Source organism: Proteus hauseri, assembly GCF_040139125.1.
Taxonomy (GTDB): domain Bacteria; phylum Pseudomonadota; class Gammaproteobacteria; order Enterobacterales; family Enterobacteriaceae; genus Proteus; species Proteus hauseri_B.
Genome location: NZ_JBEEUB010000007.1, coordinates 115,469 through 134,037, shown reverse-complemented (window position 1 = coordinate 134,037; position 18,569 = coordinate 115,469). Strand labels below are relative to the sequence as shown.

The window sequence follows — 18,569 nt, the reverse complement described above, 5'->3', positions numbered from 1 at the left end:
TAATTAACGAATGGTATAATTAATGTGTAGAACGATATCGCTCAGTGTCAGTAGCATCTCTTTTTGCTTATCTGTTGCATCAGGGAAGCTTAACGTTAGCGTACTGCTATCATCCACCGGTAAACCTTCAAATGGCAGATAACGATCATCACTGAAGTTCAGCTGGAATTGACCGCTGTCATTCATGCCGTGAGAAATCGCGATTGCACTACAGCCACGAGGTTTTACCGCACTACCACCATAATTGAGCACTGCACGAATATTTTGATAAGTGCCTGTCAACATAGGTAATGTCACACTAATCTGTTTAACACGACGTGATTTACCTAAACCAGCAGGATAATCTTTACCTATTGCTAAATCAGAGAGCTTAATCGAAGCTTGTAGCTGCCCATCTTTTAAGGTAATACCATTTTCTGTTGTGCCCAGTTTTGATTTATTACCGCTAATCACTTCAGCCACTTGGTCAAAGCCAAATTTATTACTGCCTAAACCTTGGTATACCTCTTCCAGCGAAACAATTCTGCTCACTTCCAGTGTACGTTTATCTTCTTCAAGGTAACTATTCTCCATTTGGGTCAGATTCAGCATTAAGCTTTCACCCGCCATTAAACCAGAGTGAGTGCCTTGCCATGCCCCTGGGCGAATAAAAACTGCCTCTTTTTTATCTAAATCATACTGATAAGCGAATTCTGCCATACGACAACGAGATACTGCTAAATCGTAGAATGGTTTATAAATCGCCATTAATTTACCGCGTAACCAGTTATATAGGGCTTTATTGGTAAATTTATTTTTCAAGAAAGCTAACCGTGCTTGTGTTTGCTCTTGCTGTAACTTAAAGCTATCTAGTTGCAGATTTGCCGCCTCTTTACGTATATTTAAGTCTTCAATTTGCGCATCAATTTGTTCCAATTCGGCTTTTGCACTGTCTCGTAATAACTCCCACTCATCACGACGACGACGATAAAACTCTGATTGACTTAATCGGTCTGCCGCAATACGGGTTGCAGAGCCAGACAATTGCAGACCAATGGATGTGGCATTAAAAATAGCGCCTAGACGTGAGCCCCCGACTGCTAAACCGTAGATATTCGGCACTAAATCTGCGGCAGCCCCTGCAATGTTTAGCCCTTGGCTGGCGGTATTCAACACTGAAGATGCCAGATAGAGATCCATCGCTTGTTGTTCTGACGTACTGATATTTTCATCAAACAAGTTGCTATAGTGATCAAAACGATTTTGCGTGTTAGCACGTACTGCTTTTAGCGCTTTTTCGTTATAGGTAAATTCTTCAATACTCTTCGCTTGATATTTAATATTTTGCAAAATCATTTCGCTGCCTTGAGTCGCCAACAATTCAGAGAGTGCTTCAGCATCTTGACGCTCAGTAATGCTAGAAAGCGAACTACCAAACTGCATTAGCTGACTGACGACTGATTTTGCGCTATTTAACATCACTGGGAAGCGCTGTGTTGGTATCACCGCTTCTGGCAATGCACTTCCTCCTTGTGCTTGATTCACTGCCGCATTTTGTAATGCTTTAGGATCAGCTGGTGTTGCATAAATCGCCAGTGACAGCGGTTGTCCATCTATCGATAGATTGTGACGTAAATTAAACAGTCGCACATTTAAGGTGTCGTAATACTGCGCTAACTTCTCATTAATCTGGGGTAAAAACAGCGACGTTAATGAATTTGCTGTACGTGGTGAAACCGTTGCTTCACGCTCTTCACTGGCTGCACGTGTTGGTTGCTTGGTTTTTGTTGCCGCATCAACGAGTTTAGGTGCAGACCATGCATTACTATTAAACAGTTCAGTTTCATCTCCCAATAATTTCACTGCTTGCATATACCACATTTTGGCTTCATTTAAGGTATCACGTTCTAATACACGGTAAGCACTGTCACCACGCTCCATTAGAATATCGAGGCACTTCATAAAGGTAGCGAGTTTATAGTGCATCGGGTCAGTTTGTGCCACCGCATCTGGATCGGTTGAATCTAATTGGTCTTTATCCCAAGCCTTATCAGTTAAGAGAGGTTGTGAATTCCAAGTACGAGCAGTATAAGAACCATTTTCAATATAACCATTAGGGCTAAATACATAACGTAACCAACGGCTAGCTTCATCGTAGTTATGCCCTTCAAGCATCACATTGGCGACCATCATTGGGGTGTAATAGAACAACTCCCAAAAATAGAGTCCATTGGCACCATTAAAATCCATGGTTTCATCGGTATTTCCCTCTAACGCAGGTTCAGGTAAACGTTGAGTATCCAAAGTTAAAATAGTATCAATACCAATATTGGCTTTTTTAACTAATTGACGTGCAAATAACGTATTCAAACGCACTAATACTGGTTTATTTTTTAGCGCCATTGAGAGATATTGCGCACCAGCTAGATTATTTTTTATGTGAATAACATCACTATTGGTTGTTTTAATAATCTGTTTAACATCAAAACTAAATGTTTTTTCTGCCAAAACTACTGATTGTTTATTTATTACTTTAACATTGGCGGTTAAGAGCGTTTTTCCATCTTGGTTGAACTCACTAACAGGGATACTTAATTTAAGTACATCACTTTTACTATTGAAATCATTAATACCATCATGAATATTTGCATTATTACTCCAATCATTAATTAAATATGTTTTGCTCCCTTTTTCAGATTTAATTTCAATATTAATAGCCTCTATATTTTCAATGGTATTCTCATAAACAGGCTCCCAGCCAGATAATTTAATAGACTCGCCACCACGGGAACTATAAATACTATAGAATTCGACATTATCATTATCAAAGGCTCCAAATTTAAAAAAAACTGCATTAGAATTTATTACTCCCCCTAAATCAAAGTCATTATATGATTGTTTGTAATAAAATCCGCCATTATAAGGATCCGAAATGTCTAATTCTATACTGTGAACGTTAGTATTTCCGTTAAATATTTCAAGACTCATTGATTTTTTTATTCTGTCAGAAAATTCAAAATCTATAAGATTGTCTAAACTTTTATTAATAATACATATCGATATGATCTGTTTTTTAATATCCATCATAATACATAGCATTCTACCAATGTCTTCGAAATATATGTGCTCATCCGAAAAACTCTTTAGCTTACCTAAAGGGTAAGTGACATAATAAACATCACTACGTTCTCCATTGCTAATGTTTAAAAATCCATCAACAACATTATTCATATCACTATCGAGATCAATTGTTTTTTTAATTTCACATTTAATTGATGCTGATAAAGAGCATGTTGCATAATTATCATTGCTAGATGAAATTTTAGCATTATTAATAACACTACCACTTAACGATGCCAGATTAGAATCAGCAATGGTGTTATTTGAAATAGGATCACGACTAATAGTATACGTTGTATCATCTCTTTTAATAAAATGGTTATTAACCGTGCGAATAAATACATCATTATCTTCAGTTAACAAGTCAAATTCATTTTTCGCATTAATATATGTATTTTCAATTTCTGAGTCAGTTCCTTTTGTAAAAGACATTTCTTTATCAAGATAATAAATCTTATAGTTTTTATCTTCTTTTGAATACTCTTTTTTCATCTGATAAATAACAATCATTAATTTATCATTTTCATCACTATAGCTGAGATAAAAATTAATGTTATCAATTTCTCCGATATCATCCTGTAATTTAAAATTAATAGGGGAGCTCCAGCTACCATCATAACGAATATGAGAAAGCTTTAAGCTATATTGAATCTCTTTTTCAATTTTCGCCTCCGTTTGATCTTTTGCTCTCTCTATACGTTCAATCCAAGCAATATATAAACGGCTATTAAATATCACAGGACGAATTAAGCCATTATATGGGTTTAAACCATTTTCAATTTTAGTCCACTCGGTCCAAGCATTGGCTGCCATTTTACCATCTTTAATTTTTCTATGGTCTGCACTGCGCCAATAATAGCTCATTTGGTCTGCTGGATTTCGACCAATAAAATAGGTAATACCATCATCTAGAGTGACACTATCATGATAACCACTTAATACTTCTAAATTTGCAATTTGTTCAAATGAGGTTAAATAGCTTTTAAAGGCATCTTCTACCGTATCGCGATTAATACTATTTTGGCTAATGGATTGTAATAAAGTATCCATCATTTTGGTTTGACCAATACGCATAGTTGGGTCAACATAGTTTTCAGGGTAATAGACTAATTGTGAAAAACCTGCCCAAGTACTATAACGTTTATTCACCATTTCCCATTGTTCAAAGAAAGTGCGACCCTTCACATTTGTATTAACCTCTTTGTCATCACCCGATAAGCAGTTATTAATATAAAACTGAATATTGGCAATCGCCTGTGCAATCGGTGTGGTGATAATTTCAGCTGAAACTTGATTATCAATTAATAAATGATGATAAACATCATCACGACTGATTAGTGATGGATTGCTACTTTGGTTGGCATAATAATGGGTTAATACCGCTGCATTTTTCTCATCCATGATTTGAACAAGTTGCGCTGTTTTATCCGCATCTAAGCCAGCTTGCATAGTTTGACTCAGTTTATTCCACTCATCATAGTTTTTTGCAACATCATTATTTTCGGTATATTTTAAATCGACTAATAATTTAAAATTATCTGGGGAAATACCCAATATTTTGGCTAATTCAAGATACTGAATAAGAATAGTAATATTTTTAAAATCGTTTAATGCTTTATTCGGTGTTAATGCTAATGCCAGATTAATGGTTTTTTCATCCATATTTAAAATGGATGCCATTTTTTCAGGGGTTAATGATTGATTTTCAAGACCCGATAAAAACTCATTAGCCATATCACCGCATTGGGAAATAAAGTGATGGAATTCGGTTACTGTTTTTACTGTATTAATAATTAAACTTAATCTTACAGATTCATTAGTAGCCGTGGGGTCAATAAATTTTCCTTCACTAGTAAAAAACTTCAATTCATATTCATTTAATCCGACTTTAGTAGAAAGTAAATTAACCTTGTTAAGCGCATTATAAAAAGTAGCGATATTAGCCTTATCTTGAACACTTAATTGATTATTAGTAATTAATTTTTGTAAACTCTCAAATGACATATTACCAGATTTTATATTAACCCAATATAATATCCAATGTGCCTTTTCAATAGAACCGATCCCCATTTCAGAGGCGATAAATGAGGCAGTTGCTGAAAACTGTTGTTCATCATCATTAACGACATTTTTTAATATATCACGTAGATTATTAAACCATAATTCAACTTCTGGGGTAAATTCTGAATCATGAGCAGTTGTACACATCAAATACAGTTCACTAATCGCCCATTTTTCTTTTTTAGCAAATTGAACATAATTATTAATAATATTAATTAAATTCCCCATCTTATCGGAAGTATCATGTATAGCAATAACATCGTTAAATGGCACTGGTAAGATTTTTATAAGTAGTGCCAATTCACTTACCGATAATCCATTTATTTTTGCTAATAAACTGGCACGATATAACAGTGACAAATGATTTAATTTACAATAAAAATTACCATCTGCAGAGGCTAATTTCCATAACATTTCAAATTCAACTTCATTAATATCAAAAGCACGCTTTATAATATTTAAAATAAGTGAATCACTGGAAGAAGATGCATTCGCAAAATCTAAATGATAGCCATCATCAACAAAAGTATGCCCATTAAGTGGTGGTGAGTTAAATAATTGATCAAATTGGGAAGGTGAATTATCTAAAGATTTTTTAGAAATTAATCCACCATTAAGCACCACAGCTTGCTCAACAGTAATATGATATTTTTTCATTACCATTTGAATATGAAAAATACCACTTAACACCTCTTTATTAATATTTAGTGTTGCATCTTTAGATTCAATGGCACTAATCACTGACAAGAGTGACATACCAGTGGCTTTATATAACCGAATAATTTTATTTAGGTTTAATATTTCCTTATTCGCTAGTTTTTCTTTTTTATTAAAAGCGTTTAAAACAAATCTCGCATCATTAATATCAATATTATAGTACAGAGCTAAATAGCGAGCATCGTTAAATTTTTCACTTTTTTGGCTACCAAAATTTTTCTTAAACAGTGTATCGGTATCTTGCTCAACATTCTCAACTAAAAGATTATAAAGTTCAGGGGAAATATCCGCTTGAATAGAGGCTAACAGTGCAGAATCTAAGGTTTTAGTCACATCAGGGGCAGACATTAAACCTTTAAAACCTTTATCTTGAAGTAAAATCGCTTGGCGAATGGTTTCATAAGGTTGGTGATAAGGGGTTTCACCGGTTAAACGGTGGGTTGCTAATTCACGAAATAAATCTTTACCACTGCCTAATTTATTTTGCAACGCGGTGGTTAGAATTTGATTTGATATAGAAAGGGTTGAAACTTCTTTATCCATATTTTCTTGAGAAAGCACTAATTGTGCTAAATCAGGACGGCGTTTATCCAGATGATAATTAGAACTTTCAGCATGCAGTGCTTTAGCTTCACGATAAAGCTCGGTTAAATAACCAGCCGGTGAAAACATAGAAGCAACCGATTTTGAATCAACATAATTTTTATCTCGAGTTGGTATCCAATCTTCTAGTGCACGGCTTTGTGCTGATTGAGTTTGAATACCTAAAGCGACAGCATTACGTACTTGAGGGTTATTACGTGCTAAATAGTGTGCTTCATTAAGCTTATTAATTTTTGTGGCTTCTTGCGCTTCTTTATACAATGTTTTTGCTTCATGCCAACTTAATTTCTCTTCGCTTAATGCATAAATTTCATGTAGCGATAATGGTGCTAAATCATTAAGTGTAATAGATTCTGATGTGTTAGAATTCATTTTGGCTAAAAGTGTATTAATGGTTTTCATTAAAAATTTCCTAATATTGATATTTAAAAGTTAAAGTTACATTTCGAATTAAAAAGAGAAATTAAAAATATCTCTCTTCGTCGAAAATAAAAATACCAAAAAAAAATTAATGACAAGTTGACATTTTTTATCACTAGAATTGAGTTTTTTTACCCTTACGAGAAATCACGCCATTCTCTATTAATAAAAACAATGAAAAAAAAAGATAATTAATAAATAAAGCGTAAATTAAGAAATAAATAAATCGTTTGATTTAATTATTTATAAATAACTTAATTAATAATTGTTAATTTTAGTCGCTTGTCTTTTATTTTTAATAAAGTTTTAATTTCCGTTCTGGAAATTTTCACTTTTCGTCGCGCTAAAAATATCATTGATAAATATCAATAAAAAAAATAAATAAAGGGGGATTATGCATTCGTTATGTATATATAAGTAGATGTGGAGAACACCTGTATGTTTTTCTCAAGAAAAATAAACCAGTTCTTTGCCGTAGCGACTTATCAAAGCCTAGTAAAAGCAGCTGAACAGATAAATGTCACACCGTCGGCATTGCGCCATGGTATTAATGAACTTGAAAACCAAGTCGGTAAATCCTTAGTAAAACGTTCTAAAAATGGAATGGATCTCACTCCCGCAGGAAAAGCGCTGTATGAGCGTCTATATCCTTATTATGAAAAAATAAGAAGCATAGAGAATCAAATTCTTAAAAACAAAGCGAGTAAAGGCGGTAAAACCACACTAGCCATTAAGTTAGATGGGCTCTACTACCCTGATTTAAAAGATAAATTATTAGCAATTAAACAGAGTAATCGCCAATATGATATGTCTTTAACCGATGGTTATATCAATAACCTTGAAGATGAACTATTTGATGAACAATTTGATTTGGTTATTTCATCGCTCGATTTTGACCAATCAAATAAAAATATTCAATCAATCAACTTATGCACGCAAAAAGTGGGCTTACTCGCCCATAAGTCATTATTAGATAAATATAAAGATATGAAGCAATTTTTTGAAAATGAGACCCTGATCCAGCGTAGCAGTACCTTACAGAACCCGATATTTACCTCAACCTTAAATAGATTGAATGAACAGGGTTATCACTGTCATAGCTTGGGATTAACTGAGATGTCGGATGTATTGCATTTTATTAATCAAGGGGCTGGTTACTGTTTTATTCCAGAAAATATTCATTTTATTTCAAAAATTACCGATGAACAGGTGGATTTTATTCGCTCCCCTTTTCCTTTTGAGCTTTTTTTACACCAAAAAGTTTACTATAAAAAAGACAACACCAAGAATTTGTCTGATATCGCGATGACATTGCGTTAATGCTTATAATAACACTATGATTTAAATAGTATTACCGCACTATATTTACCACAGCGCATTAATATATTCAGAGGTAAACCCACGATATTGCAGATAACGAATTTGTTTCGCTTTCTCTTTAAAATCTTTGGGTTTATCTGTGCTAAATTTTCTCTCTTTAACCTCTTTACAGAGTTCATACCAATCGGTGTCTGTCTCTTCTAAGACACGGTCGATTATCTCACCAGGGAATCCTTTGGCTCTTAGTTCTTGACGAATACGTAAAGGGCCATAGGATTTATTTAAGTAACTACGAAAAAAAGTATATACCGTGCGGTTATCATCAAGATATTGGTTTTCTAATAAGTGTTCTATAACTTGAGGTAAGTGCTCTTCGTCAGTTACCGTTTCTTTGGCTCTATCGGATTCTCTTATTCTTCGCGCTAAACGACGTTTTAGTTCAACTGCGCCATAATCGCGACGTGACAACATAAAAACAGCGTATTGGTATAACTCTTCGTAGGTCATATAAGTTCCTTAGTAAAATAGCTCCATGCTAGGTGATTATTGTTCTCAATAACCATTAGGGTTTATAGCAGCTCTGTTCTTTAGATACCAATTTAATCCATTTAATTTTCAAATAAAAAGCGTCTGGCTCTATCCCTAACCGGAATTTTTTTTCACAACGCGAAGATCCGCTAGTTTTATTAAGAATAGATTAGGAAATATAGGGTTTTTTATTAAAAAATTACCTAACTATCCCGTTATAACAACAAATACAAGTGTATTTATCTCTACTTCGCACATATAGCTGGTGACCATTAACTTAAAAGAGATTAAAATTTTCGGCTACTCTTTCTAATTACTTACTTTCTAATTTTTTGTGGGTCATGTATGCACTTTTCCAATTTAAATAAGGTGGTTTTCACCGCCTCTCTTCTCGCCACCAGCTTATCTTATGCAGACAGTGACCGCCCACTGTTCTCTTTAAGCGTTAACCAATCCGGTGGTACCGCCTTAAATAATGAAGGATCGTTAGATACGCGCCCATCCGCAGATCAATCTCGAGTCCTACCAATTTGGGGGGATGAAGCCCGTGCCCGTGGTTATGATGTCGCAGAACCTTTTGGTGTTAGTTATAATTATATGAATCTACGCCAAGATGTAATTGTAGATAAAATTGGGTTCAGCTCAGATAAAGCGGGCGGACAACAACTTCTTTCCATCGTTGGTGTCGATGCTGGTCACACTCGTAGTAGCAATGAATCTCATATGCTAAAACTAGATAGTTGGATTTTTCCTTTCTTTAATGTCTATGGGATCTATGGAAAGACAAGAGGTAGCTCTCAAGCTCAATTAGATTCTGTTTCATTAGGAGGGCAACATATTGCAGGTGGTTTACCTTTTAATCTTGACTATAAAGGTAATTCTTATGGTGCAGGTTTTACCTTAGCGGGTGGTTATAACCAGTTTTTCGGTACTTTTGATTTAAACTACACCAAAACTGACCTTGATATTCTTGATGGTGATATTAAAGCGCTCGTGATCACGCCACGTGTGGGTTATGAATTTGTTTTTTCACCGCTAATTGCAGGACAAGGTAATACTAAATTACAAGTATGGACGGGTGCGATGTACCAAGATATTACTCAACGTTTTAAAGGTGATGTGAGTCGATTAAGTTTACCGGATGAACTTGATGGCTTAATGAATTTATTACCACCATCATATATGGGAAATATTAAATTCGATGTTGAACAGCATCTTGCTCATAAATGGAATAATACTATTGGTGCACGTTTAGAATTAACGCGTAATTTTAACGTCACAACAGAACTCGGTTTTAATAATCGTAATAGCTTCTTTGTTTCAGGTGAGTTCCGTTTTTAATGGTTAAATACCTTTCTCTTTTTGGGCTGGCATTTGTCAGCCTCTTTATTTCACACACAGCACAAGCACAACGCTTTCCTGATAGGCAACAAATAGACCAATGGTTAGCTGAATTAGGCGGAGAAAATAGCTTTGATCGCAGTAAAACCATCGACTGGGGCATTCTTCCCGGTCCTTTCTATACCCCAGAATTAGAGCTTGGTGTCGGCATCGCCTTAGTCGGGCTTTATCAAGCTGATATGCGCCCTGATAGCAAAATATCTTCGCTCTCATTAAGTGGTTTTGGTTCATCAACCGGTGCTTTTGGGATGACCTTTAGCAACTACACTTACCTTGCTGATGATACATGGCGTTTTTATCTTACTGGCACGCTAAATAATGTCCCGACTAATTATTGGGGAACGGGTTATCATGAAGGGCGAGTTAAAGACCATTTTGGTGAGTATCGTTCTCAAGAATTACGTCTCACACCAACATTACTACGCCAAATCACTAAAAATACCTATATTGGCTTAGGGTGGGACTATTCCAACTTGCAAGCCGCTGCGCCCGATGATTCATTTAAACAATATATGAATGAACGTGATTTACCATTGCGATCTACCAGCTCTGGTTTAAGTATACGATTTACTTATGACAGCCGTGATTTTTTACCGAATGCCAGTCAAGGTCAGGCTTTTGATATTAGCTATACCCACTATTCCCCTGATACGGGCAGCAATAATCGATTTAGTGCCACACAGCTACAATATAACTACTATTATCCCTTAAGTGATAGTTCGGTATTAGCGTTTGATAATTATGCGCGCTTTACTTCAGGTGATGTACCTTGGAGCCAGCTCTCTAAATTAAGTAATGGGCATCAAATGCGAGGCTATTACGAAGGACGCTATCAAGATAACCATGTATTTTCTAGTCAAATAGAATATCGTCAGAAGCTTAATTGGCGTCATGGTATCGCATTATGGGCAGGCGGTGGCACCTTAAGCGACCAAGCCCGTGATTTAGGTAAAGGTCATTGGTTGCCAAGTATTGGTATCGGTTATCGGTTTGAATTTAAACCACGTATGAATGTACGCTTAGATTTTGGTATTGGTAAAGAGAGTACGGGATTCTACTTTCAGGTTGGTGAGGCATTTTGATGTTGAGGTTTTATCCTTTTGTTAAAATTATTACTCTTTTTATACTGCTATCCGGCTGTACTAACATCGCTTCGGTAAAACCACTTCCAGCGAATCTTGACAGTGAAACACAAGAGCAAGCCTCTCAAGCGTGGCAAGTGCCCGCCCCCCTTGAAGCACCAAACGGTTTAAGACCATGTTGTGCATTTGGCTATGATTTAAAAGTCAAAGCATTAGGGATCCCTGTTCCTTTTTATCGCATTGATAATGTGGTTGAGAGCGCGACACTTGGCAATCACCGCTATAACGATAGTTTTTGGTTAGGCACTGCCGCAGTATTGGGTATTGGTAGCGAAAAATCTGGCTTGATCTATTCACATAAAGGGGGATTTATTGATATCGCCCATGTCCGAGATACTGCTGATTACACTTACTACTTATTTAGCCACATCTACCCTAACTTGGGAAAAGAGTGGACACTGACACTTAGCGATGAACTGGCACAACGCAAAATTCACTTTAATGCCTTTACACCGCCTGAAGATAAAGCACAGCGTTACACGTTAAGCGCTTATCTTGCCGCTCACCTTGGTTTTCGCCTTGCCGTTTGGCATGAAATAGCACAGTGGTATGGATTTCGCTCTGTCCCCGGCTTTTCAGAAGGGATCTCTGCATTCTCACCCGAAGATCTTTACTCTAATTTAATCGGTTCACGTCTTGCACTTACCGTGATACTTAATGGTCATGCCACCACACTTGAGCACTATAACCAATCAATGCAAGGCATTATTCCTTCTGCATTGGCGCAATTAGAAGCCCAACCACGCGCATTAACTCAACAGTGGTTTGATGTTATTGATGGTCAATGGTGGGATAGTCAACAACGTGTGCCTGATAAATTTCTGGTGCTAAAACGTGACTATCACATCTCAGATAAGCGTTATCCACTCTTACCTTTTGAGGAAAATAGCGCGCCTCATTTTCTGACATTACCAAGTACTTATTTTGGTTATGATTTAAAACAATTAGCAGAATTTCAGCTTTGGCAAACAGAGCATATGGAAAATTTGCCTATTCCTAAAACTTACTGGAAAGAAGCGGATTTCACTGATTTAGCAGAAAAAGCACGCGAAATTGATTATAAAACCAGACCAAAAACAACAAAAATTGACTAAATAACAAACAAAATTGACACATTAAAAACGCTTAATTTTGCTAAATTTGAGTTAAGTCACCTCTTTTTATATAAGATAAATTAAAGATTAGGCTGAAATAGCATTTTTTGTTAAATGAAAAAAGCGATTATAAAACGCGGCGTTCCAGTAAATCTTATACATTTCTTTAACAAATGACTCGTAGTTATCCTAATGTGAGACGATATTTTGTAGCTATGAAAAAAGTAATTTGCTAGTATTCGTTCGATTTTTATCCAGTTAAACGAGGAGAAGCAATGCCCTCTCAATTGATGAGGACAAGTGCCGTCTTCGCTTTCTTGATTTCACTACTCTTTACTGGTGTAAGTTTTGCTTCCACCAGTACCGGCAGTTCCCATATGCTGCAGGAGTATTCTCTCAAAGGCGCTTCAACATCTTTGCCTGACTTGAGAAAATATCCTTCGGGAACACAGCGTAAGAAAGCGTTTTTAAATGTCATTGTTCCTATTATTGAACAAGTCAATAATAAGATATTGCAGGATCGTGAGTGGTTGACTGCTCAACGTAAAGCCCAGCACTGGGGCAGCGCAGATTTAAAAAAACTGCGTGATATCTGTCAATACTATGGCATCACATGTACCAGCCCTAAAAAGGTAAATTGGGATTCGTTAATGGCTCGCGTTGATATTGTGCCGACACATTTTGTCGCAACACAAGCAGCTACAGAATCTGGCTGGGGAACATCAAAGTTGGCACAACAAAATAATAATTTATTCGGTATGCGATGTGGGAATCAGTCTTGCAATAATGTACCAGGGAAAACCAAAGGCTATGCTGCCTACCCTGATATTGAAGGCTCAGTAATTGCTTATGTGCGTAATCTTAATACGCATCGTGCTTATACTTCGTTGCGCTCATCAAGAGCACAACAGAGAATGACACAACAGCAACTCGATTCTCGCCAGTTAATCACGGACTTAAGGGGATATTCAGAACTTGGTTCAAGTTACAATGATTATCTCACCGAAATGTTCGACTCAAATAAAAAACTGATCTCTCAGGTTCAGTTGCAGTCGAAGCCGAATAGTTAAGCCTTAATAGGCTTTCATAGTGAAAAAAGCCACTTTTCTGCATAAGGAAAAGTGGCTTTTATTTATCACAAGATAATCTTTTGATTGAAAGCCGGCTAAGAATTCATAATATATGGGTAAACATGTTTGGTATGACTTTTGAATCACACCCTTAGAGCCATTTATGAATTTTTTTTCATTCGAGTTTCTCGGAGCCTTTATTAGCTTTTTTGTTATTTATTGGCTCTTCCAAAAGCAGGTCAAAATACAAAATATCTTACTAATAATAGTAAGTTATGGATTCTTATTTTATGCAGATTATCGTCCTGCGATAGTCTTATTAAGTTATACACTCTGTATTTATTTAATCACCAACATATTAACCCGATATACCTCAGCTAAAGTTATCTATTGGCTATTGGGTTTATTAGTTGCTATTTACTTTACTCTCTTTAAATATTACTCATTTTTCCAAGAATCGCTGACGCAAGTTTTCCAACAATGGGGACTCAGTATTGAGCTGCCATTAATTGAATTACTTGCGCCATTAGGGCTCTCTTTTTATATCTTCCATTCGGTCAGCTATGTGGTTTCTGTTTGTAAAAAAGAGATACCCAAAGCCCCGTTTCTTGATGTCGTGCTCTATCTCTGTTTTTTTCCAAGCATTGTTGCAGGTCCCATTAATCGAGCTAAAGAGTTTTTACCTCAAATTCAAGCGCCTACCCGAAAGATCATCGATTATAAAGGGGCGTTGATGCTAATTGTATTGGCAATCATGAAACTCTTTTGGTTAAGTGGTTGGTTTTCAACAAACTATGTTGATCCGGTGTTTAATGCCCCTGATTTAGCGCAGAGTGGACAAGTGCTGACGGCAATTTATGCTTATGCATGGCATATCTATTTTAACTTCTCAGGTTATACCAACCTAGTGACGGGAATTGCACTGCTGCTCGGTTTTGTTGTGCCTCGTAACTTTAATGCACCTTATTTAGCCATTAATTTAGCGGACTTTTGGCGTCGTTGGCATATTAGCTTATCTACCTTTATTCGTGATTACGTCTATATTCCTTTAGGTGGCAATCGCAAAGGAGTGATAAGACAAAACTTTAATGCTTTTGCTGCTATGGTTATTTCAGGCTTATGGCATGGTGCTGCGATGACCTTTATTATTTGGGGTGCAATTCATGGTATTGGTGTGGTGTTGTTAAATATCAAGCATCGCCTATTTCCAGCCAAGAAAAATGCCCCACCAAGTGCGTTATCGTCATTAAATATGTTGTTGTCGTGGATAATTACCTTCCATTTTGTCTGCTTTGCTTGGATATTTTTCCGCAGTCAAACCGTGGGTGATGCCATAATACTTATTCAACAACTCTTTAGTGCAGGTGCTTGGGCTTCATTACAGGCAGAAGGGCTAACACTTACTATGTTCTGGGGTTTATTCCTCCTCTATCCATGTTTTGTCACACTGAGAGAGGTTATTGTTCGCCTTGAACGTAGAGTGCCTTGGTATATCTATCCAATTCCTTTAGCACTTATTTTGACGCTCATCTTTATGTTATCTCCTGATGGGGTTCCGGGGTTTATCTATGCCAGCTTTTGATTTCTGTTCAAATTTAAAAAAGACAGCAAAAGTTGCTTTTATGGCACTTATCACTGCTTTGTTGTTAATTTGGCTAAACCAAACCTCGTTAGAGCGTTTTTGGCAACAGCAATATCATCGTCCTGCACCTTGGTCTGGATTATCTCATCACTATGCATGGCAAATCGGTGGTCAGTTACGCGATGGTATTTTTGTTGCCGCTGAAAGTTATCGTGATTATCTACGTGTTCATCACCCTGATAATCAAGCAAAACCGAGGGTAAAAGTCGAAGAAGTCGAACAACTTCCTGAAGGTTTTGCTGTTGGGTTACATTTTTTCAATGGATATACACGCCCAGCTTATCAGTTAACCCAGCGCTTTCCGCAACTATTGCAACGACAACATGCTAAAGGTGCACTACCCTATACAACAGCAACAGAAATTTCTAATGCTGCTTTAGAAGCACCCAAACCGATAGTACAAAAAACCGAAGTCATCTTATTACCAGAAGATAAAGTGTTATTTGCTGGCGATTCAATGATGCAAGGTGTTGCACCTTTACTTAAACGTCAGCTGCAATCTGATTATAAAATCAGTAGCATCGATTTAAGTAAGCAAAGTACAGGTTTAGCTTATCCACGCTTTTTCAATTGGCCACAAACCATTGCCAACCGTTTAGCAAGCGACGACTCCATTAAGCTTTTAGTGGTCTTTTTAGGTCCTAACGATCCTTGGGATATGCCACCAGATGGTGGTGGTCGTTACCTTAAATTTGCCAGCGAGGCTTGGGAATCTCTTTACCGCGCACGTATTGCCAGCATTATGGAAAATGCGCGTCAAAATAGTGTCACGGTAATTTGGATTGGTCCACCGAATATGCGTAAACAGAAGTTATCAGAGGGCGTGCTCTATCTTGATAAACTTTATCGTGAAGAGGCTGAAAAACAGGGTGAAATTTATCTTTCCGTCAATGAGATGTTTAAATACGAAAAAGATATTTACTCTGATTATATGGGTGATGGCAGCAGCCAAGTGAAATTACGCGCTGGCGACGGCATTCATTTCAGTTGGAAAGGTCAGCAAATTATTGCCCAACACGTATTCTCTCGAATTCATCTTCAAGAAGAAGCTAAAGATGAAACCGTAGATGATGTAGATGTAAAAGATAAAAATATGGTTATCTCAAATGAAACAAATAACGCACATCCTTGAGCGTAGAACCTTAATCGGTAGCACCATTATTCTGGCATTGGTTTCACTTTTAGTGGCTTGCAATCAAGAGCAAGAAAAAACCGTTAAGCTACCAACACCCACGGTGTTACCTGCAGATGGTTCAAGGCAGCTTTATAATTATCACGATCCTAACTTTGCAAGCTTTGCTAAAAAGCTTGAGCAAGGTCGCCACGCTGTACATATTGTTCAACTGGGTGATTCACATACTGCGGCTGATTTCTTTAGTGGCAAACTGCGTGATCGTTTTCAAGAAGAGTACGGTAATGCGGGGATTGGCTTTGTTCCGCCAAACACAATTCCCGGTCAGCGTACTGCAAACATGCAATATCAAAGTGATAAGAAAGCGTGGACGCTGCTTTCAAGCCGTAAAGATAGCGATCCTGATTTCCCATTAGGTGGGTTTATTAGTGAGCCACAAGCAAAATGGGCAAAAGTACAGCTCTCTGAAAATCCTGCAACGCAGCAGCGTTATCAACTACAAGCACTCTATAAAGCGCCCACTGCGGCACAAATAAGTGTGCAGTCATCGAGTACCCGAACCCTTGCGTTGTCGCAGACTCAAGGTGCATGGCAATTTTCAAACCCGACCCCCGTAACATTCCCTGTAAATATTACGCTAAATAAAAGTCAGCCAGTTAAATTAGGGGGTTGGTTGATTAGCAATCAAAAACCGGGAGTAATGCTATCCACTTTAGGTATTAATGGTGCAACGATTAATATGATGGATAAATGGGGTAGCCAATGGACAGAAACCTTAGGACAATTGCATCCTGATATGGTGATTTTGGCTTACGGCACCAATGAAGCCTTTAATGACACCTTTGATTTAGTGGCTTATCGCCAACAGCTTACTGATAAAATCCGCCAAATTCGTCAGCAAGCCCCCAATAGCGCTATTTTATTAATAGGACCTTCTGACTCTATTAAAAATAAAGAAGCGCCAGATTGTCGTTCACAGCAGCCACAATGGCTTACTGATATTGTAAAAATTCAAAAAGAAGTGGCTCAACAAGAGAAAACGCTTTTTTGGGATTGGCGTAACTATATGGGTGGTGAATGTTCAATTAAAGCTTGGGCAATTTATGATTTAGCCCGACCTGACGGTGTACATCTAACTCGCGAAGGTTATGAAAGCAGTGCAAACACCTTATATGCTCAATTATCAGCATTAATTAAAAACGGTTAAAAAAGCTAACTGCCCAATTTATTAACACGAAAAAGGAGCGTATCGCTCCTTTTTTATTGTCTGATTTCTATTCTGGCATAGAAGATGGCACATTTAGTTATTAAATGAGTCTAGTAATACATCCACATATTTAATTACGTTAACACTCGCTTGTTCCATCTGTTCAATATAGTGTGCAACCGACTCTTGATCACCCGATAAGTTGGCAGCTAACGCTAAACGTCCACACTCATGAACCAATTTATGTGGCTCTTCTAAACGCCTAAACGCTTCTGTGCTAGCAAATTTTCGCCCATCACCTTGGTAGTACCATTTACCTAAACGACACTCTGTATGCTGATTCACGCAGTTTTCATTATCATTATTTAATAGATGGATATAAATCGCTTCTTTCCATAAAACATGATCAAGTTTAACGGTATTAAAAAACTGCTGCATCGACATAAACTGAAAGATATGTTTTAGCTCATTAGCCTGTTCTGAAAGTGCAGCTAAATTTTTATGTCCTTCAATCACCAGCTGTTTTACTTGTTGTAACTGCTGTTGATTCTTTAATGTATTTTCTTTTATTGGTGCAAAGCGTGTACTGACATTATTGTTAATTGAAGCTATCGCTGAGGCTTGTTGCTGAATTTCTAATGATAGCTTTTTCATCTCTTGCGCTAATACAGAAAATCCAGCGCCCTCTCGACCAATATGCCCAGCTTCAATCGCCGAATTAATCGATAAAATATTTGCCTGACTTGAAAGCCTATCTATATTGCTGGCACTGTCTTTAATTTTTTTTAACCAACCTGAAAAGTTCTCAATCTCTTCATTGCTATGGGTAAAATGACCATCTATTTCATTAAAAAATATCGTTAATGATTGCGCATTATCCAGCATATCTTTAAATAAATGGTCCATTTCATCCAATAAAGCCAATTTACCCTGCAATTTTTGACTCGATGTTAAAATGGAATCTCTAATCAGCGTTATAGTATGAATATTACAATCAGTATGTTGAATAAACAGCGTATTATAATCGACCATAAAGATATGATCTCCACCTTGTTTACTAAGGAAATAAGGTAGTAGATTAATTAGCTGTTAATTATTTTCTGTCATAATTTATCTTGATTTATAGCAATGAA

At 36.8% G+C, this 18,569-nt stretch carries 11 protein-coding genes; 8 read left to right on the top strand and 3 right to left on the bottom strand.

Annotated features, from left to right (window positions below; translation table 11 throughout):
- Positions 1-3: 3 nt before the first annotated feature.
- Positions 4-6,882 carry a neuraminidase-like domain-containing protein gene (locus tag ABN099_RS12815; RefSeq protein ID WP_349464214.1) on the bottom strand — a complete coding sequence of 2,293 codons (6,879 nt, stop codon included), beginning with the start codon at positions 6,880-6,882 and terminating at the stop codon, positions 4-6.
- Between the two features lie 456 nt (positions 6,883-7,338).
- Between ABN099_RS12815 and ABN099_RS12810 the strand changes: the two genes are divergently transcribed.
- Positions 7,339-8,220: a LysR family transcriptional regulator gene (locus tag ABN099_RS12810; protein ID WP_349464213.1), complete on the top strand. Its 882-nt coding sequence runs from the start codon at positions 7,339-7,341 to the stop codon at positions 8,218-8,220.
- Positions 8,221-8,265: 45 nt separating this feature from the next.
- Here ABN099_RS12810 and ABN099_RS12805 read toward each other — a convergent pair whose 3' ends face one another.
- A complete protein-coding gene (locus tag ABN099_RS12805) occupies positions 8,266-8,727 on the bottom strand; it encodes a regulatory protein RecX (protein ID WP_349464212.1) in 462 nt (153 codons plus the stop codon).
- A 366-nt stretch (positions 8,728-9,093) separates the two neighbouring features.
- On the opposite strand from ABN099_RS12805, the gene ABN099_RS12800 reads away from it, so the two are divergent.
- The 7 genes from ABN099_RS12800 to ABN099_RS12770 all read left to right on the top strand — a co-directional run bounded on the left by ABN099_RS12800 (position 9,094) and on the right by ABN099_RS12770 (position 17,436).
- Positions 9,094-10,089: a hypothetical protein gene (locus ABN099_RS12800; RefSeq protein WP_349464211.1), complete on the top strand. Its 996-nt coding sequence runs from the start codon at positions 9,094-9,096 to the stop codon at positions 10,087-10,089.
- Entirely contained in the window at positions 10,089-11,231 is a 1,143-nt protein-coding gene (locus tag ABN099_RS12795; RefSeq protein WP_349464209.1) for a BamA/TamA family outer membrane protein, read from the top strand. The genes ABN099_RS12800 and ABN099_RS12795 overlap by 1 nt, the downstream gene beginning before the upstream one ends.
- Positions 11,231-12,385, top strand: coding sequence for a DUF4056 domain-containing protein (locus ABN099_RS12790; RefSeq protein WP_349464207.1), 1,155 nt, complete (start codon positions 11,231-11,233; stop codon positions 12,383-12,385). Before ABN099_RS12795 ends, ABN099_RS12790 begins: the two co-directional genes overlap by 1 nt.
- Positions 12,386-12,660: 275 nt before the next feature.
- Positions 12,661-13,455 (top strand): protein bax, encoded by a 795-nt coding sequence (locus tag ABN099_RS12785; protein ID WP_349464206.1) that lies wholly within the window; start codon positions 12,661-12,663, stop codon positions 13,453-13,455.
- A 163-nt stretch (positions 13,456-13,618) separates the two neighbouring features.
- Entirely contained in the window at positions 13,619-15,037 is a 1,419-nt protein-coding gene (locus ABN099_RS12780; protein WP_349464204.1) for an MBOAT family O-acyltransferase, read from the top strand.
- Positions 15,024-16,229 carry an SGNH/GDSL hydrolase family protein gene (locus ABN099_RS12775; RefSeq protein WP_349464203.1) on the top strand — a complete coding sequence of 402 codons (1,206 nt, stop codon included), beginning with the start codon at positions 15,024-15,026 and terminating at the stop codon, positions 16,227-16,229. The genes ABN099_RS12780 and ABN099_RS12775 overlap by 14 nt, the downstream gene beginning before the upstream one ends.
- On the top strand, positions 16,204-17,436 hold the full coding sequence (locus ABN099_RS12770) for an SGNH/GDSL hydrolase family protein (protein WP_349464201.1): 1,233 nt from the start codon (positions 16,204-16,206) through the stop codon (positions 17,434-17,436). The genes ABN099_RS12775 and ABN099_RS12770 overlap by 26 nt, the downstream gene beginning before the upstream one ends.
- Before the next feature lie 93 nt (positions 17,437-17,529).
- Here ABN099_RS12770 and ABN099_RS12765 read toward each other — a convergent pair whose 3' ends face one another.
- Positions 17,530-18,468 (bottom strand): methyl-accepting chemotaxis protein, encoded by a 939-nt coding sequence (locus ABN099_RS12765; RefSeq protein ID WP_349464200.1) that lies wholly within the window; start codon positions 18,466-18,468, stop codon positions 17,530-17,532.
- Between the last annotated feature and the right edge of the window lie 101 nt (positions 18,469-18,569).